The 24434-nt window shown below is 68.0% G+C and carries 25 protein-coding genes; 9 read left to right on the top strand and 16 right to left on the bottom strand.

The genetic code is table 11. The annotated features are described in order from the left end of the window. Nucleotides 1-56: 56 nt before the first annotated feature. The 3 genes from K9U41_RS06725 to K9U41_RS06715 all read right to left on the bottom strand — a co-directional run bounded on the left by K9U41_RS06725 (nt 57) and on the right by K9U41_RS06715 (nt 2464). Entirely contained in the window at nt 57-569 is a 513-nt protein-coding gene (locus K9U41_RS06725; RefSeq protein ID WP_282640081.1) for a flavin reductase family protein, read from the bottom strand. A gap of 165 nt (nt 570-734) precedes the next feature. Beyond that, the gene (locus tag K9U41_RS06720; RefSeq protein ID WP_282640080.1) at nt 735-2138 is read right to left on the bottom strand and encodes an acyl-CoA dehydrogenase family protein; all 1404 of its coding nucleotides are present in this window, start codon (nt 2136-2138) and stop codon (nt 735-737) included. A gap of 149 nt (nt 2139-2287) precedes the next feature. Then, nucleotides 2288-2464, bottom strand: coding sequence for a hypothetical protein (locus tag K9U41_RS06715; protein WP_282640079.1), 177 nt, complete (start codon nt 2462-2464; stop codon nt 2288-2290). 61 nt (nt 2465-2525) lie between these two features. On the opposite strand from K9U41_RS06715, the gene K9U41_RS06710 reads away from it, so the two are divergent. Beyond that, nucleotides 2526-3656 (top strand): aminomethyltransferase family protein, encoded by a 1131-nt coding sequence (locus tag K9U41_RS06710; RefSeq protein WP_282640078.1) that lies wholly within the window; start codon nt 2526-2528, stop codon nt 3654-3656. A gap of 50 nt (nt 3657-3706) precedes the next feature. Here K9U41_RS06710 and K9U41_RS06705 read toward each other — a convergent pair whose 3' ends face one another. After that, a complete protein-coding gene (locus K9U41_RS06705) occupies nt 3707-4648 on the bottom strand; it encodes a ring-cleaving dioxygenase (protein WP_282640077.1) in 942 nt (313 codons plus the stop codon). A gap of 309 nt (nt 4649-4957) precedes the next feature. Between K9U41_RS06705 and K9U41_RS06700 the strand changes: the two genes are divergently transcribed. From K9U41_RS06700 to queD, 3 genes are all read left to right on the top strand, one after another. Then, a complete protein-coding gene (locus tag K9U41_RS06700) occupies nt 4958-6199 on the top strand; it encodes an alpha/beta hydrolase (protein WP_282640076.1) in 1242 nt (413 codons plus the stop codon). A 66-nt stretch (nt 6200-6265) separates the two neighbouring features. Next, nucleotides 6266-6901: a 7-carboxy-7-deazaguanine synthase gene (gene queE, locus K9U41_RS06695; protein WP_282640075.1), complete on the top strand. Its 636-nt coding sequence runs from the start codon at nt 6266-6268 to the stop codon at nt 6899-6901. Beyond that, nucleotides 6898-7287, top strand: a complete 390-nt coding sequence (gene queD, locus K9U41_RS06690) for a 6-carboxytetrahydropterin synthase QueD (protein WP_282640074.1) — start codon at nt 6898-6900, stop codon at nt 7285-7287. The genes queE and queD overlap by 4 nt, the downstream gene beginning before the upstream one ends. Nucleotides 7288-7399: 112 nt before the next feature. On the opposite strand, the gene K9U41_RS06685 is transcribed toward queD, so the two are convergent. From K9U41_RS06685 to K9U41_RS06660, 6 genes are all read right to left on the bottom strand, one after another. Next, nucleotides 7400-7951 (bottom strand): NADPH-dependent FMN reductase, encoded by a 552-nt coding sequence (locus K9U41_RS06685; protein WP_282640073.1) that lies wholly within the window; start codon nt 7949-7951, stop codon nt 7400-7402. Nucleotides 7952-8043: 92 nt separating this feature from the next. After that, nucleotides 8044-9216: a DUF1513 domain-containing protein gene (locus K9U41_RS06680; RefSeq protein ID WP_282640072.1), complete on the bottom strand. Its 1173-nt coding sequence runs from the start codon at nt 9214-9216 to the stop codon at nt 8044-8046. 2 nt (nt 9217-9218) lie between these two features. Then, a complete protein-coding gene (locus K9U41_RS06675) occupies nt 9219-10313 on the bottom strand; it encodes an imelysin family protein (protein ID WP_282640071.1) in 1095 nt (364 codons plus the stop codon). Between the two features lie 122 nt (nt 10314-10435). After that, entirely contained in the window at nt 10436-11638 is a 1203-nt protein-coding gene (locus K9U41_RS06670; protein WP_282640070.1) for a di-heme oxidoredictase family protein, read from the bottom strand. Between the two features lie 68 nt (nt 11639-11706). After that, complete coding sequence (locus tag K9U41_RS06665) at nt 11707-13176, bottom strand: multicopper oxidase family protein (protein WP_282640069.1); 1470 nt, start codon at nt 13174-13176, stop codon at nt 11707-11709. 10 nt (nt 13177-13186) lie between these two features. After that, nucleotides 13187-14473, bottom strand: a complete 1287-nt coding sequence (locus K9U41_RS06660; protein ID WP_282640068.1) for an imelysin family protein — start codon at nt 14471-14473, stop codon at nt 13187-13189. A 550-nt stretch (nt 14474-15023) separates the two neighbouring features. On the opposite strand from K9U41_RS06660, the gene K9U41_RS06655 reads away from it, so the two are divergent. Both K9U41_RS06655 and K9U41_RS06650 read left to right on the top strand, forming a co-directional pair. After that, on the top strand, nt 15024-15866 hold the full coding sequence (locus K9U41_RS06655; protein WP_282640067.1) for an FTR1 family iron permease: 843 nt from the start codon (nt 15024-15026) through the stop codon (nt 15864-15866). A 170-nt stretch (nt 15867-16036) separates the two neighbouring features. Then, on the top strand, nt 16037-16465 hold the full coding sequence (locus tag K9U41_RS06650) for a winged helix-turn-helix domain-containing protein (RefSeq protein ID WP_282640066.1): 429 nt from the start codon (nt 16037-16039) through the stop codon (nt 16463-16465). Here K9U41_RS06650 and modC read toward each other — a convergent pair. From modC to K9U41_RS06630, 4 genes are all read right to left on the bottom strand, one after another. Continuing rightward, the gene (modC, locus tag K9U41_RS06645; protein WP_432715744.1) at nt 16365-17567 is read right to left on the bottom strand and encodes a molybdenum ABC transporter ATP-binding protein; all 1203 of its coding nucleotides are present in this window, start codon (nt 17565-17567) and stop codon (nt 16365-16367) included. The genes K9U41_RS06650 and modC overlap by 101 nt on opposite strands. Then, nucleotides 17567-18256 carry a molybdate ABC transporter permease subunit gene (gene modB / locus K9U41_RS06640; RefSeq protein WP_282640064.1) on the bottom strand — a complete coding sequence of 230 codons (690 nt, stop codon included), beginning with the start codon at nt 18254-18256 and terminating at the stop codon, nt 17567-17569. The genes modC and modB overlap by 1 nt, the downstream gene beginning before the upstream one ends. A 238-nt stretch (nt 18257-18494) precedes the next feature. Beyond that, on the bottom strand, nt 18495-19307 hold the full coding sequence (gene modA, locus K9U41_RS06635) for a molybdate ABC transporter substrate-binding protein (RefSeq protein WP_282640063.1): 813 nt from the start codon (nt 19305-19307) through the stop codon (nt 18495-18497). A 210-nt stretch (nt 19308-19517) separates the two neighbouring features. Next, nucleotides 19518-20042: a DedA family protein gene (locus K9U41_RS06630; protein WP_282640062.1), complete on the bottom strand. Its 525-nt coding sequence runs from the start codon at nt 20040-20042 to the stop codon at nt 19518-19520. 331 nt (nt 20043-20373) lie between these two features. On the opposite strand from K9U41_RS06630, the gene K9U41_RS06625 reads away from it, so the two are divergent. The 3 genes from K9U41_RS06625 to K9U41_RS06615 all read left to right on the top strand — a co-directional run bounded on the left by K9U41_RS06625 (nt 20374) and on the right by K9U41_RS06615 (nt 23153). Continuing rightward, the gene (locus K9U41_RS06625; RefSeq protein WP_282640082.1) at nt 20374-21987 is read left to right on the top strand and encodes a DEAD/DEAH box helicase; all 1614 of its coding nucleotides are present in this window, start codon (nt 20374-20376) and stop codon (nt 21985-21987) included. Nucleotides 21988-22125: 138 nt separating this feature from the next. Further along, complete coding sequence (gene infA / locus K9U41_RS06620) at nt 22126-22401, top strand: translation initiation factor IF-1 (protein ID WP_012115181.1); 276 nt, start codon at nt 22126-22128, stop codon at nt 22399-22401. Nucleotides 22402-22631: 230 nt separating this feature from the next. Beyond that, on the top strand, nt 22632-23153 hold the full coding sequence (locus K9U41_RS06615; RefSeq protein ID WP_282640061.1) for a DUF2165 family protein: 522 nt from the start codon (nt 22632-22634) through the stop codon (nt 23151-23153). An 83-nt stretch (nt 23154-23236) separates the two neighbouring features. On the opposite strand, the gene K9U41_RS06610 is transcribed toward K9U41_RS06615, so the two are convergent. Both K9U41_RS06610 and cysE read right to left on the bottom strand, forming a co-directional pair. After that, nucleotides 23237-23446 (bottom strand): DUF3126 family protein, encoded by a 210-nt coding sequence (locus tag K9U41_RS06610; RefSeq protein ID WP_282640060.1) that lies wholly within the window; start codon nt 23444-23446, stop codon nt 23237-23239. A 78-nt stretch (nt 23447-23524) separates the two neighbouring features. After that, nucleotides 23525-24409 (bottom strand): serine O-acetyltransferase, encoded by an 885-nt coding sequence (gene cysE / locus K9U41_RS06605; protein WP_282640059.1) that lies wholly within the window; start codon nt 24407-24409, stop codon nt 23525-23527. Nucleotides 24410-24434 lie beyond the last annotated feature (25 nt).

Here is a 24434-nt window from a genome sequence, read left to right as displayed (position 1 = left end):
GACGAGACAGGGAGGGGCCTGGCGGGAGGAGGGAGGCGTCCATTCAGCCCTCTGTCTCAATTGTCTTGCATGAGGCTCGCGAGCAGCCGGTAGCTGCCGCGATAATAGAGCAGGGGATCGCCCTCACCCTCGGCATGCATGTGCACCACACGGCCGACGAAGATCACATGATCGCCGCCGTCGTAATGGGCATAGGGCACGCACTCGAAGACCGCGTGCGCGGGCACGAGGCGCGGTGCGCCCGAGGGGCCGACTTCCCACGGCGTGCCGGAGAACTTGTCCTCGCCGGCACGGGCGAAGCGGTTGGAAATGTCCTGCTGGCTCTCCAGCAGGATGTTGACCGAATAGGCCTTCGCCTGTTCCAGCCGCTCCAGGGAATGGAGCGAGCGCGCCATGCAGAACAGGACCAGCGGCGGATCAAGGGACACGGCGGAAAAGGAATTCACGGTGACGCCGATGGGCCCCTCCGCGTCCTTGGCCATCACCACGGCAATACCGGTGGCGAAGCGGCCGAGGGCGTTGCGCAATTCGCGCGGATCGAGACGGGCGTCGAGATCAATGGTGGTCATAGAACGGAACTCTCTGAAATGGGTCACTCCATCCATGATAATCCCTCTTGATGTCGCGCGCGCGGAGGGGGACGACGCGCCCCGGAAGTTCTGGGGGCGCCGCTGCCGGATGGGTGCGGGAGGGCCATGCGCGGGCCGCCCTCCCGCTGTTTCACACACCCTTGTTCACGCCACCTTGGCGGGCTGGATCTCGCCGAGGAGCTTTTCGGCCAGCGCCCGCTTCTCGGCGTCGTCCATCTTCTTGATCTCGTTGTTCAGCACCCGCTCGTTGATGGACTTGTTCCAGTAGTCCAGCGAGCCGAAGCCGAGCAGCGACGCCTTGCCCACGAACTGGCGCAGCACCTCGTTGGTGGGCCCCATCACCCAGCCGGCCTTGCCGTCGCGCAGGTAGCGCTCGATCTGGAGCGCCGGGCGGAAGCCGGTGCCGCCGGTGGCGTGGAGCATCTTGTCCACCACATGGGCCACGTTCTTGGCCGCCTCGAACTTCACCTGCCACAGCCAGTGCAGCAGGGCCGAGCGGGGCAGGGCGTCCACGTCGGCGTGGATGGACCAGTCGCAATTGTTGGTCACGGCGTCGAGCGCCTGCGCCATCTGGAAATCCAGCGCCCGGCAGGCGTTGGTGTCCATGATCGCTTCGCCCACATAGTCCTGGATGGTGGGATAGTCTGCGACGCGCATGCCCACGTCATTGTGGGTCTTGCGGGTGGTGTGGCGCTTGGCGATGTCGATGACCGCCAGCGAGATGCCGTTCCAGCAGGCCGACGAGCAGGTGAGGAAGAACGGGTCCACCACCTCGTCATTGGATTTCGCGCCGTCGCCGATGGGGCCGACCAGGGCGTCCTTCGGCAGGATGGCATTCTCCACCACGATGGGGCCGGACTGGTTGCCGCGCAGGCCCAGGCCGTCCCATTCGGAGGGGTTGGCCTTCACCTCGTCCTTGGTGACGAGGAAGCAGGACAGGTCCGAATAGTCGCCGGCAAAGCCGGGGCTGGTGGTCTGCACGATGTACCAGTCGGCAAAGCCGCCGGAGGTGGTCCAGGACGCCTTCTTGGTCACCTTCCAGCCGTCGCCGAAGGCCTCCGCCCTGGAGGAGATGGGGTACCAGAAATGGGAGCCGGTCTCCGGGTCGGAATAGGAGAGCGTGCCGATCAGCACGTCCTGATCCAGCCGCTTGAGGATGTCGGTGAGGATGGGGTTGTCGTGGTGGCGCAGGAGCGCGGCCGCCGTGGCGCCCAGATGCATGGTGTAGCACATGGCGGTGGAGGGGCAGCCGTAACGGGCGATGGTCTCCACCACCATGGCGGCGCAGAGGTGGTTCTCGCCCAGTCCGCCCAGTTCCTTCGGCACGTTCAGCGCCAGCAGGCCGAGGGAGGCGAGGGCCTCGAAATTCTTGCGGGGGTAGACGTAGTTGGCGTCACTCTCCACGGCGTTGGTGCGCAGCGTGGTCTCGCACAGGGCGATGAGCTTCTTCTGCAGCTCCTTCTGCGCCGGCGTGAGCAGCCATTGGGGGTCCCACTCGAACCCGAGACCCCAGAATTCTTCCTTGCCCCACATCTTGACATCGGACATGCTTTTCAAGCTCCGCCTGGGCCGGCGCCCAGACCGGGCCGTCCCGCAGTTGCGATCCTCGCGAAGGCGGCGATCTGTTCCCCTCAGTGAACTTTTTTGACGCCGTAGAAACACTGTGCCGATGATCGCGGCTTGTGCAAGCCCATTCGTTAGGCGTGAGAGCGCTCAATTTTCAGCCGGAAATGGCCGCGCCAAGCAGCCATGCGCCTTTGCCCTGCCTTGATATTGCCCATCGGGCCGAAATAATTTCTTCTCAGGAAAATCAATTGACACTGAAGTGTCGTGCCGCACAGGATGCGCCCCGTCGCGGCGGGCGTGCGGCGCATCGCACCCCGTCGCCTTCCCATTCAATGCTGTCCGACAGCTGAAAAGAGAGAGGGGGACAGGATGACGAGCGCACCCATCTGGCGCCAATCGATCCTCAACGAGCGTCACCGGGAGCTGGGGTCGAAGCTCGAGGACTCATGGAACGACATGGCGATCCCGCAGCACTACGCCACCGATCCCTATGAGGAGACGGAGGCGGTGCGCACCCGCGCGGGGCTGTTCGACGTGTCCGCCCTCAAGATCATCCATGTGGGCGGCAAGGATGCCCTGGCCTTCCTGAACCAGCTGGTCACCGCCGACATCGCCAAGGTGCCGGCCGGCCGCTCCGCGATCGCCTCCATCGTGGGCGATGACGGCGGGCTGATCGACGACGTGCTGATCTATGTGGACGGCGACGGCGCCTTCCGCCTTTCCCACGGCGGCGGCGCGCTGGAAGAGGCGCTGCCCCTTGTCGCCGCGGGCTTCGAGGTCGCCTTCTCCCGCGACAACGACGTGCACATCCTGTCGCTGCAGGGCCCCAAGGCCCTCGACATCCTCTCCCCCCACACCCCCATGGACCTGAAAAGCCTGCCCTATTTCGGGCATGGCAAGACCACCCTCTTCGGCGTGCCGGTGTCGCTGGCGCGCGGCGGCTATTCGGCCGAGCGGGGCTATGAGGTGTTCTGCGCCGCCAAGGACGCCATTGCCCTGTGGGACCAGATCCTGGAGGCGGGCAAGCCGTTCGGTGCCATGCCGGTGTCGTGGGACTGCCTGGACATCGTGCGGGTGGAAGGCGCCTTGCTGTTCTTCCCCTTCGACATGCCCCACACGGACACTACCCCGTTCGAGGTGCTGATGGACTGGTCGGTGGACCTCTCCAAGCCGGACTTCCGCGGCAAGGCGGCCCTCCTCGCCCGCAAGGGCACCGAGCGCACCCACCAGGCCGGGCTGGAGGTGCTTGCCGCCAGGGCCATCGCCCCCGGCGCGAAGATCTTCAAGGATGGCGCCGAGGTGGGCGTGGTGAATTCCACCACCTACAGCCGGCACCTCATGAAGTCGCTGGCCCTGGTCTCGCTGCGGCCGGACGTGACTGCCCTCGGCACCGGCGTGAGCGTGGTGGATGGCGAGGAGAGCTTCGAGGCCAATGTGGTCCGCACGCCCTTCTACGATCCCATGCGCCTGCGCACCCATCCGCTGGACGAGCGGGGCTGAATCAGAAAGGGGGCCGGCGGAACCGGCCCCCTGTCCGTTTTGGCGGCGTCTCAGAGCGGCTTGAGGCCGGCCTCGATGGCCGCCCGCCGGCCTTCCAGGAACGGCGGCAGGGCCAGCTTCTCGCCGAGATGGGCGGCGTCCTCGTCCGCGGCGAAGCCCGGGCCGTCGGTGGCCAGTTCGAACAGGATGCCGTTGGGCTCGCGGAAATAGAGCGAGCGGAAATAGAAGCGGTCCACCTTGCCGCTGTTGGGAATGCGCAACTCCTTCAGCCGCCGCGCCCACTCGTCGTATTCATCGAAGGTGGTGACGCGGAACGCCACGTGATGCACCGCGCCCGCGCCCTGCACGGCGGGGGCAAGGCCTGGCTCCACCTTCACATGGACCTCGGCGGCGGGGCCGCCCTCGCCCATCTCGAAGACATGGATGGCGCGGCCCTCCTCGCTGGCATAGGTGCGCACCTCCCGCATCCCCATCACCTGCGTCAGCACCACGGCGGTGGGGGCAAGATCCGGCACTGACAGCACGATGGGGCCGAGGCCGCGAATCTGGTGCGCCGCCGGCACCGGGCTCCTGGCCCAGGGCACGCCGGGGCCGCGCCCGCCATCCACGATCAGGCCGAGGCGCTGGCCTTCCCGGTCCTCGAAGGGCAGCATGTCGCGGCCGTCGCGGGTCTCGATGCCGGTGTGGGCGACGCCGGAATCGGCGAGGCGGCCGGCCCAGTAGTCCAGCGCCGCGTCGTCGCGCACCCGCAGGAAGGTGCGCACCGCCGCATGGCTGCCGCGCTGCTCGCGGGGCACCGGCCAGTCGAAGAAGGTGAGATCCGTGCCGGGGCTGGCTTCGCCGTCGGCATAGAACAGGTGATAGGCCGAGGTGTCGTCCTGGTTCACCGTCTTCTTCACAAGGCGCATGCCCAGGGTCTGGGTATAGAAACGGTGGTTGTAGGGCGCGTCCGCCGAGACGGCGGTGACGTGGTGAAGGCCGGTGAGTTCCATAAGGGTGTCTCCGGGGAGGGCGGGCCTCCGGTGGTGGCGTTGGGTCGGAGATAGGGCCGCCACCGCCCTTAGGCGAGACTCGAAGCCGCAAAGCCGGTTTGCTGAACTGCAAGAAAGAATGCCTGAAATGGCGCGCCGAGTGTGCCGCAGTGCACGCTGTTTTTCTGCAGCGTCGGACTTTCCTTGCGATACTCCCCCGCCATGTACCTCCCGCCAAGCCGGCGTTCAGCATTGGCGCCAAATTACCGCGCATCCTCGGCTTTGCTGTGCCATGAAGGCGCAGTTACAGGTGCGCGTGGAGGGGACGACGTGCGGATTTTCGAGCGGGTGAGGCCGGTGTCCGGCATGGGACGGCCGGGAGTGGCGGGCATGCGGCGTACCGGGATGCGCCTTGCCGCCACGGCTTTGTGCCTCACTTTGCTCGCCGGCTGCTCCGACCGCCCCGGCCCCGAGGCGCTGACGCCCACCACCGCCAAGGCGCCGGGCGCCCGCGAGCATGTCATCCTCGTCGCCTCGACCCGTGAACGGGACCCACGCCCCGGCGTCATCTTCAACGGCGAGCGCTCGACCGCCCTCAATTTCGCGAAGGTGGACCTTTCCGTCCCCCCCGCTCACAAGCCGGGCGAGATCGAATGGCCGAAAAAGGGCACCGGCGACCCCGCCACCGACATGGTGGTGCACGAGGCCATCTATCGTGACACCCAGCAGGACTTCCTGCGCGACATGAAGAGCGAGCTGGCGCGCCGCCCCGCGGGCCAGAAGAAGGTGTTCATCTTCGTCCACGGCTACAATACGCAGTTCTCCGAGGCGCTCTATCGCCTTGCCCAGATGGCGCATGACGCGGACGCGCCTGCCGTGCCGGTGCTGTTCACCTGGGCGTCCCGGGCGACCACCGAGGCCTATGTCTACGACAACAACAGCGCCACCGCCGCCCGCGACAACCTGGAAGACACCATCCGCCTCGCCTTCGGGAGCGGCGCGGACGAGGTGAGCATCATGGCTCACTCCATGGGCAACTGGGTGACGGTGGAGGCCCTGCGGCAGATCCGGATTTCCGGTAAGCCGGTGCCGCAGAACAAGGTGGGCAACATCATCCTGGCCGCCCCGGACATCGACGTGGACGTGTTCAAGAGCCAGCTGAAGCGCTTCGGCAAGCCGGCGAAGCCCTTCGTCGTCATCGTCTCGCGCGATGACAAGGCGCTGGGCTTCTCCGAATTCATCGCCGGCAAGAAGCAGCGGCTGGGCGAATATTCCAACGACGCGGAGCTGGTGGACCTCGGCGCGGTCGTGGTCGACATGACTGACGTGAAGGCGCTGGACAGCTTCAACCACGGCAAGTTCGCCCAGCTCGCGGAAATGGCGCCGCAACTGCGGGGCTCCGTGCTGCGGGGGGAGACGCCCGGCGACGCCTCTGCCTCGTCCCACGGTGCCCTCCAGGGGGTGCGCATCAGCGGTCTCGACCGGCTGCGCCAGCAGCCGCCCACGCAGCAGGCTGCAGCCGCGGTCGCAGGCGAGCCCTCCACCCCGGCGCCGGCACCGGCCGCGCAATAAGCGCGGACCTGCCGGGCGCCGCGGCGGCTTCCCCCCCGCGCGCCTTCGGGCTAAAGGCATCGGCCCATGGCCTATGCTGTCAAAGAAATGTTCCTCACCCTCCAGGGCGAGGGCGCCCAGGCGGGGCGCGCGGCGGTGTTCTGCCGGTTCGCGGGCTGCAATCTGTGGTCCGGCCGGGAGGATGACCGCGAGAGCGCCCAATGCCGCTTCTGCGACACCGACTTCATCGGGATGGACGGTGAGGGCGGCGGGCGCTTCGCCGACGCTGCCGAGCTGGCCGCCGCCATCACCCGCACCTGGGGCGCCGGCACGCCCGAGCGCCGTTTCGTCGTCTTCACCGGCGGCGAGCCGCTGCTCCAGCTCGATGCGGCGGTGGTGGATGCGGTCCACGCCCAAGGCTTCGAGATCGCGGTGGAGACCAACGGCACGGTCGAGGCGCCGGACGGGATCGACTGGATCTGCATGAGCCCCAAGGCCGGTACGGACCTCAAGCTCACGCGCGGCCATGAGCTGAAGCTGGTCTACCCGCAGGCGGGCCTCGACCCGGAGGCAATGGCGGGGCTCGATTTCACCCATTTCTTCCTTCAGCCCATGGACGGGCCGGACCGCCTGCGCAATACCGAGGCGGCGGTGGCCTATTGCCTCTCGCATCCGCGCTGGCGGCTGTCCCTCCAGACCCACAAGATGATTGGTATTCCATGAGTTCGAGCGCCACCCCGGTGCCGCGGCGCGCGCGCATCACCCAGGGCTTCACCTTCGAGGCCGCCCATTTCCTGCCCCATGTGCCGGAAACCCACCGGTGCCGGCGCATGCACGGCCATTCCTACCGCGTGGACCTGACGCTGGAAGGGCCGGTGGACGCGGTGACGGGCTTCGTGGTGGACTTCTTCGACGTGGAAGCCGCCTTCGGGCCGCTGCTGAAGCAGCTCGACCATTACTGCCTCAACGATGTGGAGGGGCTGGAAAACCCCACCGCGGAGATCATCGCCGCCTGGATCTGGGACCGGGTGAAGCCGGTCCTGCCGTTGCTGTCCTGCGTGCGGGTCTACGAGACGCCGTTCTCCTTTGCGGAGTATAACGGCGACTGATACCGTCGGCCTTTCGTCTTCGACCGATGCCAAGTGGGTACGCTCAAGCGCCGCTCGGGCTTGACCAATGACCCATGAGTCAAGCTCACGGGCCATTGGAATGATGAGGCGCTCAGGCCGCCGCCTGCGCCTGCTTCAGGAAGCCCTCGAAGGCGGCGAGCTGCTTGCCGACGAAGTCGCGCGTGCCCTGGTCGGTGAGCACGCCGTCGGTGATCTTGGTATGGGCCTGCGCCACCATCACCTCGGGCACGTTCATCACATGGGCGTCCACCGCCACCAGCACCTGGCGCAGGTGATACTGCGCCCGGGCGCCGCCCATGGTGCTGGGCGAGGCGGACATGATGAGGGTGGGCTTGGCCTTCAGCGGCTGGGTCTTCAGGCGGGACAGCCAGTCCAGCGCGTTCTTCAGCCCGCCGGGGACGGAGTAATTGTATTCCGGGGTCACGATGACGAGGGCATCCGCCGCCTTCACCCGGTCGCCCACGGTGCTGACCTGGCCGGGGAAGCCGGCGGTCTCGATGTCGCCGTCGTAGATGGGCATGTCCGCCACCGAGGGCAGCAGATCGATCTTCACCCCCTCGGGGGCGAGATCGGGGAGGGCGCGGGCGAGCGCCGCGTTGAGGGAGCCTTTGCGCACGCTGCCCACCAGGACCACCCAGTTCATGGCTTGCCTCTTCTTTTCTTGTCCGCCCGCGGCGGAGTCGCAGGAGACAACGGTGAAGCCCGCGTTCGGGTTTCACACGCGGAGCAGATGAATCAGCCGATCCGCACCATGTGATTGTCGAAGCGCGGGCCCCCGGTGCGCCGTGCGGCGATGCCGACGCCCTCGGGACCCGCCGAAACCAGGATCATCTCGCCATAGCCGGAAGCGGCGACGAAGCTGCCGGCTTCCCGTCCCGCCGCGAGGCCGCAGCCATCGGTGAGGGTAACGGCCCCCACGAAGCGGCCGTCCGCCTGCCACACGGCCACGCGATTGCCGCGCGGCGAGGCGCATGCCACGTAGCGGCCGGAGGGGTCGTAGGCCACGGAGCCCACATAGCCCCTGAGTGCCCGCCATTCCGCGTCCGGCGCATCGAAGGCCGAGAGCGCCCCGTCGCCGGCGATGCGGAACAGCAGGGGGCGCGCCTCGCCATCCTTCAGCAGGTCCTGCGCCGCCACCACCGTGCCGCCCCTCCCGTCACGGGCGAGGTGGCGCAGGGACAGGCTGGCGAGGTCCTGCGGGAGCCGGCCCTCGCCGCGCATGGTGCCCGAGGCGGGGTCGAGGAGGCAGATGCCCGAGCCGGTCGTTTCCGCGTCGCGGGCCTCCGGGGTGTTGGGCTCGATGCCGCCGTTGGCGATAACAAGCGCGGAGCCCGACTGCATCAGATCGTGCGGGCCATCTCCGCCGCTCGGCCATTCGGCCACGATGGCGAAGCCGCCTTCCACGGTGCGCAAGGCCACCACGCCCCTCCCCATCACGTGCGCGCCTTCGCCTGGGCGCTCGATCTCGTTGGTGAGGAACAGCCTGCCGTCCGCCGTGAAGCGGCCGTGGCCGGAGAACACCCGGCCCGCGCCGGGCGCGAGGGTGGCGACGATGCCGCCCTTCCGCCGGTCGAAGACCAGGGCGATCTGCCCCGGCCGCCGGCCCACCGCCACCGCGAGCGGGCCGGTGGGGCTCGCCTCGATGCCATGCAGGCGCGTGGCGGTTTCCGCTGCGGTGGTGGCCGCGAAGGCGCTGTCGAGGCCCACGGCGGCGAAGCCCTCGCCCATGCCCGCCGTCGCCAGCCACCCTTCGGCGAGGGGATCGGCCCCAAGGCTGGCCGCGCCCAGCGGACGGGCCGCAAGCAGCGCCGCCGCACCCATCAGGAAGCCGCGCCGGCCCATGAAGCCGGCGTGGTCCATGAGCCTGGCGTGGTCCATGAGCCCGGCACGGTCGAGACGCAGGGACATGCTCAGTCCCCGTCCAGCGCGTTGAAGCCCAGAGAGATGCCGAAATAGGAGGCGACGGGCTTGTAGACGCTCGCCTGCGCCACCTTGAACGTCTTGATGGCGGCCTGCAGCGCGCTGGCGCCCTGGGCGGTGCCGGCGGCGGCGCCGAGGTCCGCGGGCAGCTTGTCGGCGGCGGCGTCCGCGCCGGTGGCGGCCTTGTTGACCACATATTGCGGCCGGCTCGGCAATTGCGCGCCCACGGCCACCAGCAAGGCGTCGGCGCTCCGGATCATGTTGGCGGCCACGCGTCCCGAGCGGCCGGAGCGCCAGTTGTCGGCGAGGTTGGGCTTGGCCTCGGCGGGGCCGGTGCCGAGCACGGGCAGGATCTTGGTGTCGCTCACCCGCTGGTAGGCGCCGGAGAGGTCGGTGAGGATCATGCCGGGCAGGGCGCCCGCATCCGGGAACAGGGCGGGGTCGCCCTTGCCGGAGACGACGGCACCGAGCGCGCCCGATGTCCTGTCGCCCCAGCCCATGCGGATCTCACTGGCGATGGCGGCGAGGTTGGTGGCGATGGCGCTGCCGAGGGCACAGCGCCGCGCGGCTTCCGGGCCGGTCAGGAGGGCATCGGCTGCGCCTTCCTCATGGAGCAGCCGCTCCAGCGCCGGCAGGCCCTGTACTGATGCGCTGGACTGGGCGAAGCGGGTGGGCTCCAGCCGGCCGGCGTCGGCATCGGCAATGATCTCGGCGAGGCCGCGGGTGATGGCGTTGCGCCGGTCCGGGAAGAAGGCGATGCGGTCGGCCCGCAGCGACAGGCTGACGGGGCCGAAGGTGACGAACTCCACCGCGTTCCAGGCATCGGCGGCCTTGCCATAGGCCGCCTTCAGCGCCGGTAGGCCGGCCGCTTCGGGCTTGGTGCAGAAGGTGGTCCAGGCGGCGGCCTGCTCCGTGGTGGCGCCGACGAAGGCATCGTAGCGGGGCAGAAGCCAGGCCTCGATGAGGGGCACGGGATCAAGCGCAGGGCTGGCGGCCCGGGCCGGCGCAGCCGCCGGGGCGAGTGCAAGGCCGAGCGCGAGGCCGAGGATCGCGCGGCGGGTGGGGGCTGAAAAGCGGTAAAACATCCGACCGTCTCTCATCAACTGGAGCGTTTTCCGTTCGCTACTGGCTCACGCCCATCGCTCCAGAGTCTTGTGTTGACGCGTTTTCTTCACGCGAACCGATATCGATTTCGCTCGAAAACGCCTTATAGTGAAGACACGTAACGCACCAAGGCAGCCTTGTCCGGCGCGGGGAGGGCGCCGAAGCGTCGCGCCGCCTCCGCCGCTTCCCCGCCGTGCCAGCCGATGGCTTCCTGAATGGTGCGCGCGCGCCCGTCATGCAGCAACCCCGTCCGAGCAGCGAGCGCCTCGGAGACGCCGGCCAGCGGCGCGGTGCGCCATTGGGATGCGCCGGCGCCGGGCTCCGGCATGGTGTCGCCGAGGCCGGGTCCCATGTCGTGCAGTAGCAGGTCGGTGAACATGTGCGCCTGTCCGCCGTCGCGGGTCGGCAGGGCCGGGCGATGGCACGCGGCGCAGCCGGTCGCGGCGAAGAGGCGCGCGCCCGCGCGGCGCTGCGGCTCGGGCAGGGGCTCTGGCTCCGGCGGCGGCAGCGAGGCCACATAGGCCACCACCCGGTCCAGCAGCGGCCGGCCGATTTCCAGGGCGTCGTCCGCCGTGCCCCCGGTGCGGTTGGCGGTGCCGTGGGGGGCGTCACGGCAGGCGGCCTGGGTGGGGGTGCAGTCGCCCCACGGCTCCGGGTGATAGGGATTGGACAGGCCGAGATCGAGGAAGAAGGCCTCCGCCGACTGGCTGGCGAGATCCGGCTGGCCCGCCTTCCAGCCGAAGCGGCCGATGGCGGTGGTGCCATCCGGACGGGTGATGCGGCGGGCGCGGCCCGAAACGCCGTCCTGGCCCTTGGCCTGTTCCGTCTCGATGGCGAGGAGGGCCGCATCGGGCACCTGCGCCAGCGCCCCGCGCCCCTTCAGGTCCGGCGCCACGCGCAGGGAGAGGCCGCTCGCCGGATCGAGCGCGCCATAGCCCAGCCCCTGCGGATGGGGCGCGCGGGCGGTGCGGCCATCGGGAAGCGGGGTATCTTTCACCCCGATGATCCCTTCCGGCGGGATGCCGGGCACAGCATCGATCTGGAAGCGCCGGCCATAGACCGGATCTCCGGAGCCGTCCGGCCGGGCGATCATGAGCACGAAGCCCCGCCCGGCCGTGCCGTCCTCGATCATTGCCGGCGCCCGGCCGTCGCGCGGGTGGCAGGTGGTGCAGGAGCGCGCGTCGAACAGGGGGCCGAGCCCGTCGTCGCCACGGGTGGAGGCGGGGGCGGGCACCCAAGGCCGCTTGAACAGCGCCTTGCCGATGGCGAGGTCGAGCTTGTCCAGCGGCTGTGCGCCCGCCGCCATGTTCTGCGCGGAAACGGGTGTCGCCCACAGGGCAAGCGCGAGGGCTACCCGAAAACCAATCCGCCCCATCATGCCACCCGGAACCAGCCCATGAGCCCGGAATCCATGTGTTCCAGGATGTGGCAGTGGAACACCCAGTCGCCGCTGTTGGCCTTGAAGGCGATCTCCACCGTCTCGTTGGGCTCGGTCATGACCGTGTCCGCGAGATAGGGCGGGATGGTGGTCTTCCTGGTGGAGGACAGGACCTGGAAGACGTGGCCGTGCAGGTGCATGGGATGGACGTGCTTGGTCACGTTGGTGATGGTGAGCCGGTAGCTGTCGCCGTCCCTCAGGATATCCAGCGGCGGCGGCAGCCGCAGGTCGGCGCCCGCGCCCCAGGAGGTGCGATTGATGGCCCAGAAGGTCTTGTCGCCCACGCAGAACGAATCGATCAGCGCCTTGGCCAGCGGATCGTCCGGCGGCAGGGGCGGCGCGATGGCGGTGGCGCCGGCGGCGGTCTGTACGATGAAATCGCGCTTCTTCGCGCGCTTGATATCCGGCAGCGGCACCTTGGCGGCGGGCAGCGCCTTGGGCTTGAAGGGCGCTTTCGTCTTGCCCTTGTCCACCGCCACCAGGGTGGTGAGCAGATAGGGCTCGGCGGTGCGATAGTCGAAGACCTTCACCTCCTCGCCGGGACCGGGCATGCGCACATGCACGTCGAGCCGCATGGCCGGACCCATGCGCCAGACCTCGTCCGGCAGCCTGGAGAGGGGCAGCGGGGCGAGGGCCTGCCCATCCACGGCGATGATGGCGGCGTCGTTGGTCTCGCAGCCGAATTCGATGGTGCGGGTGGAATCGGCGACGATCACCCGCAGGCGCACGTCGCCGAAGGCAGGGGCCTCGACCCGCGGCGGGGTCACCGAGCCGTTGGTGGCGCGCACCGTGCCGAACGAGCCGGCGGTGGAGGCGCCTTCGTCCGTGAACATGGGCAGCCAGCGGCCGTCCGCGTCGAGCCGCCAGTCCTTGACCGCGATGATGTGTTCCAGGTCGAAGCCGAGCTTGGCCTCGGCCGGGTCGTCCACCAGCAGCAGGGCGACGAGGCCGCGCCCCACCTGTCCCGTTTCGTCGCAGTGGGGATGGAAGAAATAGAAGCCCGGATCGGGCAGGGGCACATTGTAGGTGAAGCGCCCGCCGGCCGGGATCGGCTCCTGGGTGAGAGGTGCCACGCCGTCGGAGACGTTGGGCACGCGGATGCCGTGCCAGTGCACGGTGGTGGGGGTCGGCAGGCGGTTTTCGAAATCCACCATCAGCCGGGTGCCCAGCGGCGCGCGCCAGGTGAGGAAGGGGGTGCCGTTGTAGGCGCAGAAACCCTGCGTCTTCGGCTTGTCGGGGCCGAGAAGCGGCACCTCCATCTCCGCGGCGGAGAGGGTGAGGCGCCGCACCGGCGCGCTCGGGGGGAGCGTGTCGCGCGAGAGGGGCATGCGCCCGAGGGCGGAGGGGGCGAAACTGGCCGCCCCCGCCGCCGTGGCGCCGAGCAGGACCGCCCGCCGCGAGATCATCACCTCAGCCTCACTTCTTCGTCACGGCCTTCGGATCGTCGAGGCTGGCCGAGCCTTCCACCTTGATCTGCAGCTTCAGGGCCGAAACCCCGCGCTCGATGGCATGGGCCTGGGCGACGAGGGCATCCACGCCATCCTGGATCAGCTTGCCGCCCTTCGCATTCCCTTCCGCGAGCATCGCGTCGTAATACATCTCACCGGCATCGGCCGTGTCCTTGATCTTCTTCAAGGCCGCGAGGGCCGCATCCGACTTCTGGTCGATTTCGTCGGCGATCTTGGGGTCCGCCGCGCGGATCAGGTCGGCCACCGACGGGCCGGAGAAGACCGTGCCATCGGGCTTGGTATAGCGGCCGTAATAGATGTCGCGGATGCTCACCTCGTCGTAATAGTGCGCATTGTGGGTGTTGTTGGAGAAGCAGTCGTGTGCTTCTTCGGGGTCGTGCAGGATGAGGCCGAGCTTCATGCGCTCGCCGGCGAGTTCACCGTAGGACAGGGAGCCGAGGCCGGTGAAGATGACGGCAAGCGCCGGCTTGTCCTTCTTCTTCAGGAGCGCGGTGCGGCCGGCGCCCTGCGGTCCCCACAGGCCGGCCATCTCGTCAAGGTCCGCCACCAGCGTCGCGGTGGCGACCTTGAGATATTCGGCGCGGCGGTCACAATTGGCGTTGGTACAGTTCTTGAGGTCGAAATCCGTATAGGGGCGGTTGCCGGCATTGATCTTGGGATCATGCAGGTTCTGGCCCCAGAGCAGGAATTCGATGGCGTGCCAGCCCGAGCCCACATTGGCTTCCACGCCGCCGGCGGTATTGAGGGTGTGCAGCAGTTCCGGCGTGATCTTGGCGGTATCGATGGTCTTCTTGCCGATGCGGATGGACTTGGAGCCGATCACGTTGGCGGTATAGAGCGGGTTCTCGTCCGATTTCTCGCCGTAGCTCTTCTTGTCCACGTAATCGATCAGGCCTTCGTCCAGCGGCCAGGCGTTCACGTCGCCCTCGATCTTGTCCACCGCCTTGTTGCCAAAGCGGAAACCTTCGGTCTGCATGTAGAAGACACGGGCGGCCTTCCACGCGTCGCGGGCCTTGGCCAGCGTATCGGCGCTGGGCGCGTCGAGGAAGGAGAGGATGACCTTCTGCATGTCCCGGGCCGTGGCGGCGGAGGACCCGTACATCGCCTGCGCCAGGTCGGCATAGTGGACGATCACATCGCGCGGCTTGGGGGCGTCCTTGGGCGCTTCGGCCAGGGCCGGGCTCGCGAAGGCTGCAAAAGCGGCGACGACTGCGCCAAGAACATGCGCGCGCATCAACCTTCTCTCCTTGAAATGAATGTTCGCAAAGGGGCGGGGGGAAGCCTCCCTCCCGTCCGACCTTAGGGATCCGTCCATGGGGCGGCAAGTGGCGGGCGAGACAATGGAATTGTTCCATTGTTCGGCGCTGCCCCGAAGACTTGTCGGAGCCAAGTCAAAACGACGCAGATGGCAGTAGAGTGACGTTACGCCAATTTATGCGCCTGTTCAATGCTCCGAGATAGTGTGCGGTGCCGCGCCAAGAACTCGACTCCCGGGCCGTCGGGCGCTTCGGCTGTTCCGGACAACGCCGCGGGCCGGGCCGGCGATAGTCGTTTCTTGTCATTTGAACAATTCAAAACAAGGGGGTGCCGGATGACAGTGGGGCGACGGAGGTGGTAAGCTCTCGCCAGTCATTCGCAGAATTTATCCTTACGTTACGTCCGTTTCTATCGGTTTTGGAAATGTTCAAATCTTCGCGTCCCTTTGTCTTTCGTCGTATCCGAGCGAGCATTGCGGCCCGCAAGTCGGAAGCCGGCCGGATGCTTGCCAGGAAGGAACGGTTGCCATGATTGCCGCGCTGCTGATCGTCTTCCGCGAAGTGCTGGAAGCGGGCATCGTCACCGGCGTTGTTCTGGCCGCCTCGGAGGGCATCCGCCATCGCGGCCTGTGGATCAGTCTCGGTATCCTGGGCGGCCTGTCCGGCTCTGCGCTGCTGGCGCTTTTTGCCGACCAGATCGGCTCCACCTTCGAAGGCTCGGGCCAGGACATCCTCAACGCCGCCATCCTCTCCATCGCCGTGGTCATGCTGGTGTGGACCGTGGTGTGGATGGCAAGCCACGGCCGGCAGATGGTCCTCGAAATGAAGGAATTGGGGCGCGATGTGAAGAGCGGGCGGCGGCCTTTGGCGGCGCTCGCCATCGTGGTGGGCATGGCCGTGCTGCGCGAGGGCGTGGAAATCGTGCTCTTCCTTTACGGCATTGCCACCACCGGCGACGAGACGGTGGGCGCGGTGGCCCTTGGCGGCCTCGTGGGCCTGGCCTGCGGTGCGGCGGTCTCGCTGGTGCTCTATCGCGGGCTGGTCGCCATTCCGCTCAAGCACCTGTTCAAGGTGACGGCGATCATCATCACCCTGCTTGCCGCCGGCCTCGCGGCGCAGGTGGTGGGCATCCTGCAGGATTCGGGCTTCATCCAGTCCCTGGCCGATCCGCTGTGGAACACCAGCTGGCTGCTCGCCAACGACAGCGCCCTGGGGCGTGTGCTGCGCACCCTCGTCGGCTATCGCGCCGAGCCCACGGGCATGCAGCTGATCGCCTATCTCGGAACGGTGGCCACCATCGTCCTGCTGTCGGCGGTGGTGAACGGCCGCATCTCCCCCGCTACGGGTGCGGCCCGCCAGGCACGGGCCTGACTTCCCGGGGGCGCGGACGGTTCGGGCGGGACGCATGTCCCGTCTTTCGGGCCCGGGAGGGGTGGCTCCCTCCGGCCGCATCTTTGCTGCGGGAAAGCGTTCCCGGCCGGGGGCTCTTCCGGTATGATGACCCTCCGCCATGCCGCGCCGGGCGCGCGAGGAGGGACGTAGTGACGAAAAAGGTCGGTACCCGCCTGTTTCTGCGCGTCGATTTTCCCGATGGTCGCCGCCTCGGTCCGGGCAAGATCATGCTGCTGGAGGCGATCCGCGAGCACCGCTCCATCCTCTCCGCCGCCAAGGCCATCGGCATGAGCTATCGCCGGGCCTGGCTTCTGGTGGATGAACTCGACCGCATGTTCGAGCAGCGGGTGATCGTGACCTTTCCCGGCCGCCGCGGCGCGGGAACGGAAGTGACCGCCTTCGGCGAGCGCATCATCGCCCTCTACCGTGCCATGGAGCGTCAGGCGGCCAAAGCCACCAGCGCCTCCGTGGACGAACTCACGAAGGCGCTTTCGGCGGAGTTCCGCCCGCAATCACACGCAGAGCCGGAGGAGCCGGAGACGGCTGGCGCGGCCGTGAAACCGGCGAAGGCGATCTGATTTCCGCCCCCGGCGAATTGAAGCCGGCCGGGCGGCTGTCCACGGTCACGGCCTTGATCATGGCCCACACCGCCATGCCCGGTTCCAGCGCCAGGCGCTGCACGCTTTCCTGCGTCACCAGCGAATGAAGCTTGCCGTGGGCGAGCGCCACCTCCACGTCCGCGAACGGGCCTTCGGCCCTTGTGATGCTGGCGATGGTGCCGGAGAGGCGATTCGTCACCGACACGTCGATGGGCCGCGACAGGGAGAGCGACACGTCGCGCGAGCGGACGCGGACACGCGCGGGCGCGCCCACCGGCCGACCCACCAGCGGCACCCGAAGCTCGCCGTCGGGGAAGGAGACGGTGGAGAGGCCGAACTCCTCGTTATGCGCAGTGATGATGCAGTCGAAGATGGTGCCCAGGTCGAAGCGGCCGAGCACGGGCAGAAGCTCCGGCCGGGACAGCACGTCGGCGAGGGCGCCGGAGGCGATCACCTTGCCGTCGGCCACGGCGGCCACCGCGTCCGACAGGCGCAGCACCTCCTCCACCGAATGGCTGACATAAAGGATCGGCAGTTGAAGCTCGTCCCGGAGGCGCTCGAGATAGGGCAGGATCTCGCCCTTGCGCATCTCGTCGAGGGAGGCGAGCGGCTCGTCCATGAGCAGCAGGCGCGGCTGGGAGAGCAGGGCACGGCCGATGGCGACGCGCTGCTTCTCCCCGCCCGACAAGGTGTGGGGCCGGCGCTTCAACAGGTGGCCGATGCCCAGCATGTCCACCACGGCGTCGAAGCGGATGGTGATCTCTCGCTTGGCCCGGCGCTCGCCGTAGCGCAGGTTGCTGTCCACGCTCATGTGCGGGAAGAGGCGGGCGTCCTGGAACACGTAGCCCGCGCCGCGCCGTTCCATGGGCAGGTCGATGCCCTTCTCGCTGTCGAAGAACACCTCGCCGCCCACCTGGATGCGCCCGCGATCGGGCCGCACCGAGCCGGCGACCACCTGGATGATGGTGGTCTTGCCCGATCCCGACCGGCCGAAAAGCGCTGTCACGCCCATGTCCGGGGCCGCGAAATGGGCTTCCAGGCAAAAGCCCGTGCTGCGCGCGAGGGAAACGTCGATCTCGATCATATCTGCCCCAGCGCCAGCTTGATGCGCCGGTCCGCCAGTTCGGCGAGAACGAGCGCGCCGAGCGCCAGGATCACCGACACCACCGTGAGCCGCAGCGCCATGGCGTCGCCGTCCGGCATGTGGGTGGCGCTGTAGATGGCCAGCGGAATGGTCCGCGTCTGGCCTTCCACGTTGGAGACGAAGGTGATGGTGGCGCCGAATTCGCCCAGAGCCGAGGCCAGCGAGATGAGGCAGCCGGAGAGCACGCCGGGCATCATCAGCGGCAGGGTGACTGTAAAAAAGGCATCGAGCTTGGTCGCGCCCAGGGTGCGCGCCGCGGTCTCGATGCCCTGGTCGATGCCGCCGATGGCGAGGCGGATGGCGTTGACTGTGAGAGGAAAGCTCACCACCGCCGCTGCCACGGTGGCGCCGGCGGTGGAGAAGATGAGTGATATGCCGAACCACTCGTGGAGGTATTGGCCGATATAGCCGCGGTTGCCGAGCGTGATCAGCAGCAGATAGCCGACCACCACCTTGGGCAGCACCAGGGGCAGGTGGACGATGCCGTCGAAGATGCCCTTGCCGGGAAAATCGAAGCGCGCGAGCACCCAGCCGATGAGGATTGCGGGGGGCAGGCTCCAGATGGTGGCCCAGAAGGCAACCTCCAGGCTGAGCCTGACGGCCGTCCATTCTTCGGGGGTGAGCATGGGCAGTCTTCCGGGTAAAGGCGGTGCTGGGCTTAGAGCGCGTACCGAGCAAGATTGAATCCATTTGCCCGGTGAATCGCCCTCTAAATCTGAGATAGAGCACAGGCCGATCAGCTTGCGTCGCAAGCCGATCGGCCTGTGCTCTATCGTCTCGTGAGCTTAAGCCGAAGTCGCGAAGCAAGTCCCGTTCCCGCCCGACCGCAGCAGCCGGGGCGGGGACTGGTGCCTCGGGCGAGGCTCACTTCACCGTGAAGCCGTACTTCTTGTAGATTTCCTTGGCTTCCGGGCCCTGCAGGAAGGCGAAGAAGGACTTGGCGGCGGGCGTGTCCTGGCCCTTCACCAGGGCGAAGGGGTATTCCACCGGGGGGTGGCTGTCGGTCGGGAAGACCGCGACCACCTTCACGTTCTTGGCGACGGCCGCGTCGGTCGCATAGACGACGCCGTAAGGCACTTCGCCCCGTTCCACCAGGGCGAGCGCCGCGCGCACGCTCTCCGACCCGACGATGCGCGGGGCCACCTTGTCCCACAGGCCGAGATTGGTGAAGGCGGTCTTGGCGTAGACGCCCACGGGCACGCTGTCCACGAGGCCGGTGGCGATGCGGCCGTTGGCGCCGAGCAGGGCGTCGATGTCCATGCCCTTGGCGATGGTCACGGGCTTGGCCTTGTCCGCCGGGGCGACCAGAACGAGGGCATTGCCGAGGACCGTCGCGCGGGTGGCCGGCAGGGTGAGACCCTTGCCGTCGGTATAGTCCATCCACTTGAGGTCGGCGGAGGCGAAGATGCTGGCGGGGGCGCCGGCTTCGAGCTGCTTGGCCAGCGCCGAGGAGGCGGCGAAGGAGAACTTCACCTGAGCCTTCTCGCCCTTGGCGGCATAGGCCTTCGCCACGTCTTCGAAAGCATTGGTGAGGCTTGCGGCGGCAAACGTGGTGACCGTGGTCTCGGCCCCTGCGGCCGATACCTTGGCCGGCTCCTCGGCCCGGACCGGAGCAAGACTTGCGGTGGCAAGCAGAAGGCCGATTATGAGGCCGCGGCGCAGAATGAAGCTGGACATGACAAAGGTCCCCTTTGGTATGTCCGTTCATATATAGCATGCCGTGGGGAAACAAGAGGCGGTGCGTCCGGGCGCGGGGGGCAAGCCGGCGCGCGGAACCAGAAATCGACCGTTTATGCTGCGTTGCGGCATGTCGCCGCGGCGCGGACCCGGCCGCTCAGGCCTGATCCATCCAAGCCTGATCCATCGAAGCCTGATCCGCCGTCGCCCTCAGAATCCGAACAGCTTGAAGGCGGCCGCGCCCGGGGCGAGCATGGCGAAGGCCCAGACCGCTGCGCTGGCAACGTTCGCCACCTGGAAATGGGTCTGGCGCATGGCGAGCACGCCGGCCACCAGCGGCACCACTGCGCGCACGGGCCCGAAGAAGCGGCCGATGGCGATGCCCCACACGCCGAAGCGGTGGAAGAAGTCCTCCGCGCGGGCCACCAGGTCCGGCCGCTTCGACAGGGGCCAGAAGGTCTTTGCCCGCTCCTTGTAATGGAAACCGAGCCAGTAGGAGATGGCGTCCCCCAGCGCCGCGCCACTGGCGGCGGCCAGCCAGATGGGGAAGAAGTGCAGCCCGCTCGCCTCGATCAGCGCGCCGATGGCCAGCAGCAGCACCGTGGCCGGAATGAAGAAGGACACCAGGGCAAGCGATTCGCCAAAGGCGAGGCCGAACACGATCGGCGCGGCAAGGCCGTGGTTGTTCTGCACAAATGCGGTGGTCACAGCGATGATGGCCTGAACGTCGATCATGTCTCCTCCAGCCGCAGAGATCGGAAGGCCGCTCCCCTCGCGCAAGAGGCGGCGCCGGTGTCACCCTGTGGCGTAGGGGTCATGCCGCAGGACTTGGGCGAAAAAGCTGCGCCCGCCTTGAAATTGTCATGGGGATCGGTCATACACCCTGCCGTAGCGCCCCGGAGGGATTCCCAATCCTCCTTGCAGCGCGCTCGGGCCGCGTAGCGGAGACCGCCGGAGCTTCCCCCTTTCGAAGCGTCGCGAGCGGCTTTGCCCGACTTCAACGATTGCCTTTGGACACCCCAGGCCACGCGGGATGTCGAATATCCCCGCGAACCGCGCTGCGCCCATGCGTGCGCCGGTGTCGTTCGCATATGAAAGTCAGAGCTTGACCTCTTTTTCGAACCTCGGCCTCGCCGAGCCTATCGTTCGCGCCCTTACTGAAGCGCAGCACGTCACTCCCACCCCCATCCAGGCCGAAGCCATCCCGCAGATCCTCGCGGGTCGCGATCTCATCGGCATCGCCCAGACCGGCACCGGCAAGACCGCCGCCTTCGCCCTTCCCATCCTCGACCGCCTGGTGCGCCATCCGCACCGCCCCGAGCCCAAGTCGGTGCGTGCCCTGGTGCTCTCGCCCACCCGTGAATTGTCCGGCCAGATCGTCGAGAATTTCGAGCGGTTCGGCCGTCATGCCAACATCTCCGTGTCGCTCGCCATCGGCGGCGTGCCCATGGGGCGGCAGATCCGTACGCTCTCCCGCGGCGTGGACGTGCTGGTCGCCACCCCCGGCCGCCTGATCGATCTCGTCGAGAACAATGCGGTGAAGCTGGACCAGGTCGAGGTTCTCGTCCTCGACGAAGCCGACCAGATGCTGGACATGGGCTTCGTCCATGCCATCCGCGCCATCGTGCGCCGCCTGCCGCACAAGCGGCATTCGCTGTTCTTCTCCGCCACCATGCCCCACGCCATTGCCGAACTGGCGGGCTCCATGCTGCGCGATCCCGTGCGCGTCGCGGTGACCCCGGTCGCCAAGACCGCTGACCGGGTCGAGCAGCGGGTGATCCTGGTGGACAAGGCCAACAAGGGCCAGCTCCTCGCCGAGGTGCTCTCCACCGAGGAGATCGACCGCGCCCTCGTCTTCTCCCGTACCAAGCATGGCGCGGACAAGGTGGTGCGCGTGCTCGCCAAGGCCGGCATCGCCGCCGAGGCGATCCACGGCAACAAGTCGCAGAACCAGCGCGACCGCGTGCTCGCGGCCTTCCGCGAAGGCAAGATCCGCACCCTCATCGCCACCGACATCGCCGCCCGCGGCATCGACGTGACCGGGGTGAGCCACGTCATCAACTTCGACCTGCCCAACGTGCCGGAGAGCTATGTGCACCGCATCGGCCGTACCGCGCGCGCCGGCCGGGAAGGCATCGCTATCTCCTTCTGCGATCACGAGGAGCGCGCGTTCCTGCGGTCCATCGAGAAGCTCATCAAGATGCAGCTTCCCGCCAGCGACCGCCGTGGCGCGGGCACCCGCTTCGCGGTGCCGGAGCTTGAGCCCATCATCCTCGACGAGCGGGATGAGACCTCCGAGCGTTCGGATTATATCGGCCGCTCCGGCCGGCAGAATCCCCGCGGCCAGCGTCCCCGCCACGGTGACGAGCGGTCCGGCGAAGGCCGGTCGCGGGCGCCGCGTTCGGAAGAGGGCCGGCCCCAGGCGGCGCGTGCCCATCAGCCGCGCGGCGAGGGTCGTCCGGCCGGTGGTCGTCCGGAAGGTCGTCCCGATGCCGGCGGCGCCCAGGGCGCAGGCCATCGCGCCGGCCAGCCGGCCCGGGCCGAGGGCCGTGGCCAGCGCACCGAGCGGGGCCAGCGTCCCGCCGGCGACATCGGCGGCCTCGGCTTCATGCAGTCGGTGCCGAACCGCGGCCAGCGCTCGGACTCCCGTCCGGGCGGGGCCAAGCGTCCGGTCGGCTGAGACGCATTGAATGGATCGCGGGTGCGCGCGGATGGCGAAAATGCGTCGCCGCGCGCATCTACCTATGGGCGTACGGGTGATTTCGTGAGATAAGCCCGGTAATTCTGCCCCCTCATCGGGGCCTCTGGAGACGACTATATGGCGAAGGAAGAACTGCTGGAGTTCGAAGGAACGGTGACCGAGGTGCTCCCGGACGGCAACTTCCGTGTGCGGCTCGATAACGATCATCAGATTCTGGCCTATGCGGCCGGCAAGATGAAGAAGAACCGTATCCGCACCATCGAGGGTGACCGCGTGGTGGTGGAGATGTCCCCTTACGACCTCGATCGCGGCCGCATCAACTTCCGCCACAAGGCCGAGGGCAACGCCCCGCCGCCCGGCGCCCGCCGCCAGCAGAATTTCCGCCGCCGCTGATCTTCGACCAGCCGCGCTCTCTTCCCGCCGCGCGCGTCCGTCCGACCCTGTCGGCGGGGGCCGCCGCGCGGGGGCCGGGCGCTTTGCGTTCGGATCGGCGCCAAGTCCGTGGCGGCTTACGGCAGTCGCTTTCGAAATCGCGGTGTTGACGCGTTTTCTTGACGTGAGCTGGTATCCACCTCGCTTGCCGACGCTTTAAGACTGCGTCGGGCAGAAGCGGGGAGGGGGCGATGGAGCTGCGTTTGGCGAAGGCGATGGTGACGGCTGCCCTGGCGGCCTTCTGCCTTCTGGTCGCCTACGACAATCTCGCGGACTACGAGACCAATTACGCGTTCGTGCGCCATGTGCTGAGCATGGACACGACCTTTCCCGGCAATGCCCTGATGCATCGGGCCATCACCGCCGAGCAGGCGTGGCGCATGGCCTATGCCGCCATCATCGCAGGCGAGGCGGTGAGCGGACTGTTCCTCGCCCTCGGGGCGGTTGCCATGCTGGCGCGGCTTGCTGCACCCGCCGCCCGCTTCGAGCGCGCCAAGCGCTTCGTCTATCTGGGCGGTACGCTGGCCGTCCTGGTCTGGTTCTTCGGCTTCATGGTGGTGGCCGGCGAGTATTTCGCCATGTGGCAGTCCAAGGACTGGAACGGCCAGGCCGCCGCCTTCCGCTTCTCCATGACCGTGCTCGGCGTGCTGATCCTCATCGCGCTGCCCGAGCGGGAGATCGTGGACAGCGAGCCCCCGACGCGGCCGAACTGAGCCATCAGGCCTGAAGGGCGGGCGCGCGGCCACTCCCCTCTCGCCGCGGCGAGAGGCCCCATTCAGGCCTCCCGCCGGTTCACTCACTCCAGGTCGGAATCGAGGATCGCCATCTGGAAGTTGTAGGAGAGGTCGTCGTCTTCATCGTCCTTGTAGAGGACGCCGATGAACTCCTCGCCCAGATAGACCTCGGCCGAGTCCTTCTTCTTCGGGCGGGCAGTCACCTTGATCTGCGGGTTGCCGAACAGGGTCCGCAAATAGCGCTGCACGCGCTCGAGCTCGGTTTTTTCCAACGGTGTTCTCCTTGCGAACGGATGGCCGCGTTATGGCGGCCAGGGCGCGCGCGTTCAAGTCGCGGCAGGCAACAGCCCTCAGATATCCGCGCCCGACCAGATGTTGTCCTCGAACATCTGGTCCATGGAGCGCGAGGGCTCGGCGCAGCCGGCTTCGCCTACCACCTTGGCCGGGATGCCCGCCACCGTGGTGTTGCGCGGCACCGGTTTCAGCACCACCGAGCCGGCGGCGATGCGGGCGCAACGCCCCACCTCGATGTTGCCGAGCACCTTGGCCCCGGCGCCGATGAGCACGCCGCGGCGGATCTTGGGATGGCGGTCACCGGTCTCCTTGCCGGTGCCGCCCAGCGTCACCCCCTGCAGGATCGACACGTCGTCCTCGATCACCGCGGTGGCGCCGATGACGACGCCGGTGGCGTGGTCGAGGAAGATGCCCCGGCCCATGGGCACCTGTGGGTGGATGTCCACGGCGAACACGGACGAGGCCTGGCTCTGGAGATAGAGGGCGAGGTCGCGCTGGCCGTTGGCCCACAGGAAATGGGACAGGCGGTGGGTCTGGATGGCGTGGAAGCCCTTGAAATAGAGCACCGGCTCCAGCGTCCGGGTGGCCGCCGGGTCGCGGTCCACCACCGCCATGATGTCGGCGCGCAGGGCCTGGGGAATGGCCTTGTCGCGGGCGGTGGCTTCGAGCCAGGCGGCGCGGATGGCGCTGGCCGGCACGTCCGCGTGGTCGAGGCGGGCGGCGATGCGCTCGCCGATCACCGCTTCGAGGCTCGGCTGGCCCAGCACGGCGCCGATGAGGAAGGCGGCGAGCAGGGGCTCGCGTTCGGCGGCCTCCTCCGCCTCGTTGCGCAGGCGCGCCCAGACCGGATCAACCACGTCGTGCCAGCGTTCCGTGCCCGCCTTGGTGAGCTTCGGGGCGAACGCGTCCGCAACGGGCGCGGGCATGGGGGACTGCGGCATTCCTGCCTCCTCGACGATGCAACTT

It is taken from the genome of Xanthobacter autotrophicus, from assembly GCF_029991245.1.
Lineage (GTDB): Bacteria > Pseudomonadota > Alphaproteobacteria > Rhizobiales > Xanthobacteraceae > Xanthobacter > Xanthobacter autotrophicus_C.
The sequence above is the reverse complement of the archived record's forward strand: the minus strand, read 5'-3'. Positions and strand labels throughout refer to the sequence as shown.

Bases quoted from the DNA above. Each gene is read 5' to 3' on its own strand.
- modA (WP_282640063.1), bottom strand. From the start codon at position 19,307: ATGTCCAGCTTCATTCTGCGCCGCGGCCTCATAATCGGCCTTCTGCTT.
- K9U41_RS06655 (WP_282640067.1), top strand. From the start codon at position 15,024: ATGATTGCCGCGCTGCTGATCGTCTTCCGCGAAGTGCTGGAAGCGGGC.
- K9U41_RS06720 (WP_282640080.1), bottom strand. From the start codon at position 2,138: ATGTCCGATGTCAAGATGTGGGGCAAGGAAGAATTCTGGGGTCTCGGG.
- K9U41_RS06675 (WP_282640071.1), bottom strand. From the start codon at position 10,313: ATGTTTTACCGCTTTTCAGCCCCCACCCGCCGCGCGATCCTCGGCCTC.
- K9U41_RS06715 (WP_282640079.1), bottom strand. From the start codon at position 2,464: ATGCGCCGCACGCCCGCCGCGACGGGGCGCATCCTGTGCGGCACGACA.
- infA (WP_012115181.1), top strand. From the start codon at position 22,126: ATGGCGAAGGAAGAACTGCTGGAGTTCGAAGGAACGGTGACCGAGGTG.
- queD (WP_282640074.1), top strand. From the start codon at position 6,898: ATGAGTTCGAGCGCCACCCCGGTGCCGCGGCGCGCGCGCATCACCCAG.
- K9U41_RS06670 (WP_282640070.1), bottom strand. From the start codon at position 11,638: ATGGCGGCGGGCGCACAGCCGCTGGACAAGCTCGACCTCGCCATCGGC.
- K9U41_RS06630 (WP_282640062.1), bottom strand. From the start codon at position 20,042: ATGATCGACGTTCAGGCCATCATCGCTGTGACCACCGCATTTGTGCAG.
- K9U41_RS06685 (WP_282640073.1), bottom strand. From the start codon at position 7,951: ATGAACTGGGTGGTCCTGGTGGGCAGCGTGCGCAAAGGCTCCCTCAAC.
- K9U41_RS06705 (WP_282640077.1), bottom strand. From the start codon at position 4,648: ATGGAACTCACCGGCCTTCACCACGTCACCGCCGTCTCGGCGGACGCG.
- queE (WP_282640075.1), top strand. From the start codon at position 6,266: ATGGCCTATGCTGTCAAAGAAATGTTCCTCACCCTCCAGGGCGAGGGC.
- K9U41_RS06710 (WP_282640078.1), top strand. From the start codon at position 2,526: ATGACGAGCGCACCCATCTGGCGCCAATCGATCCTCAACGAGCGTCAC.
- K9U41_RS06615 (WP_282640061.1), top strand. From the start codon at position 22,632: ATGGAGCTGCGTTTGGCGAAGGCGATGGTGACGGCTGCCCTGGCGGCC.
- K9U41_RS06625 (WP_282640082.1), top strand. From the start codon at position 20,374: ATGCGTGCGCCGGTGTCGTTCGCATATGAAAGTCAGAGCTTGACCTCT.
- modB (WP_282640064.1), bottom strand. From the start codon at position 18,256: ATGCTCACCCCCGAAGAATGGACGGCCGTCAGGCTCAGCCTGGAGGTT.
- K9U41_RS06665 (WP_282640069.1), bottom strand. From the start codon at position 13,176: ATGATCTCGCGGCGGGCGGTCCTGCTCGGCGCCACGGCGGCGGGGGCG.
- K9U41_RS06680 (WP_282640072.1), bottom strand. From the start codon at position 9,216: ATGTCCCTGCGTCTCGACCGTGCCGGGCTCATGGACCACGCCAGGCTC.
- cysE (WP_282640059.1), bottom strand. From the start codon at position 24,409: ATGCCGCAGTCCCCCATGCCCGCGCCCGTTGCGGACGCGTTCGCCCCG.
- K9U41_RS06660 (WP_282640068.1), bottom strand. From the start codon at position 14,473: ATGCGCGCGCATGTTCTTGGCGCAGTCGTCGCCGCTTTTGCAGCCTTC.
- K9U41_RS06725 (WP_282640081.1), bottom strand. From the start codon at position 569: ATGACCACCATTGATCTCGACGCCCGTCTCGATCCGCGCGAATTGCGC.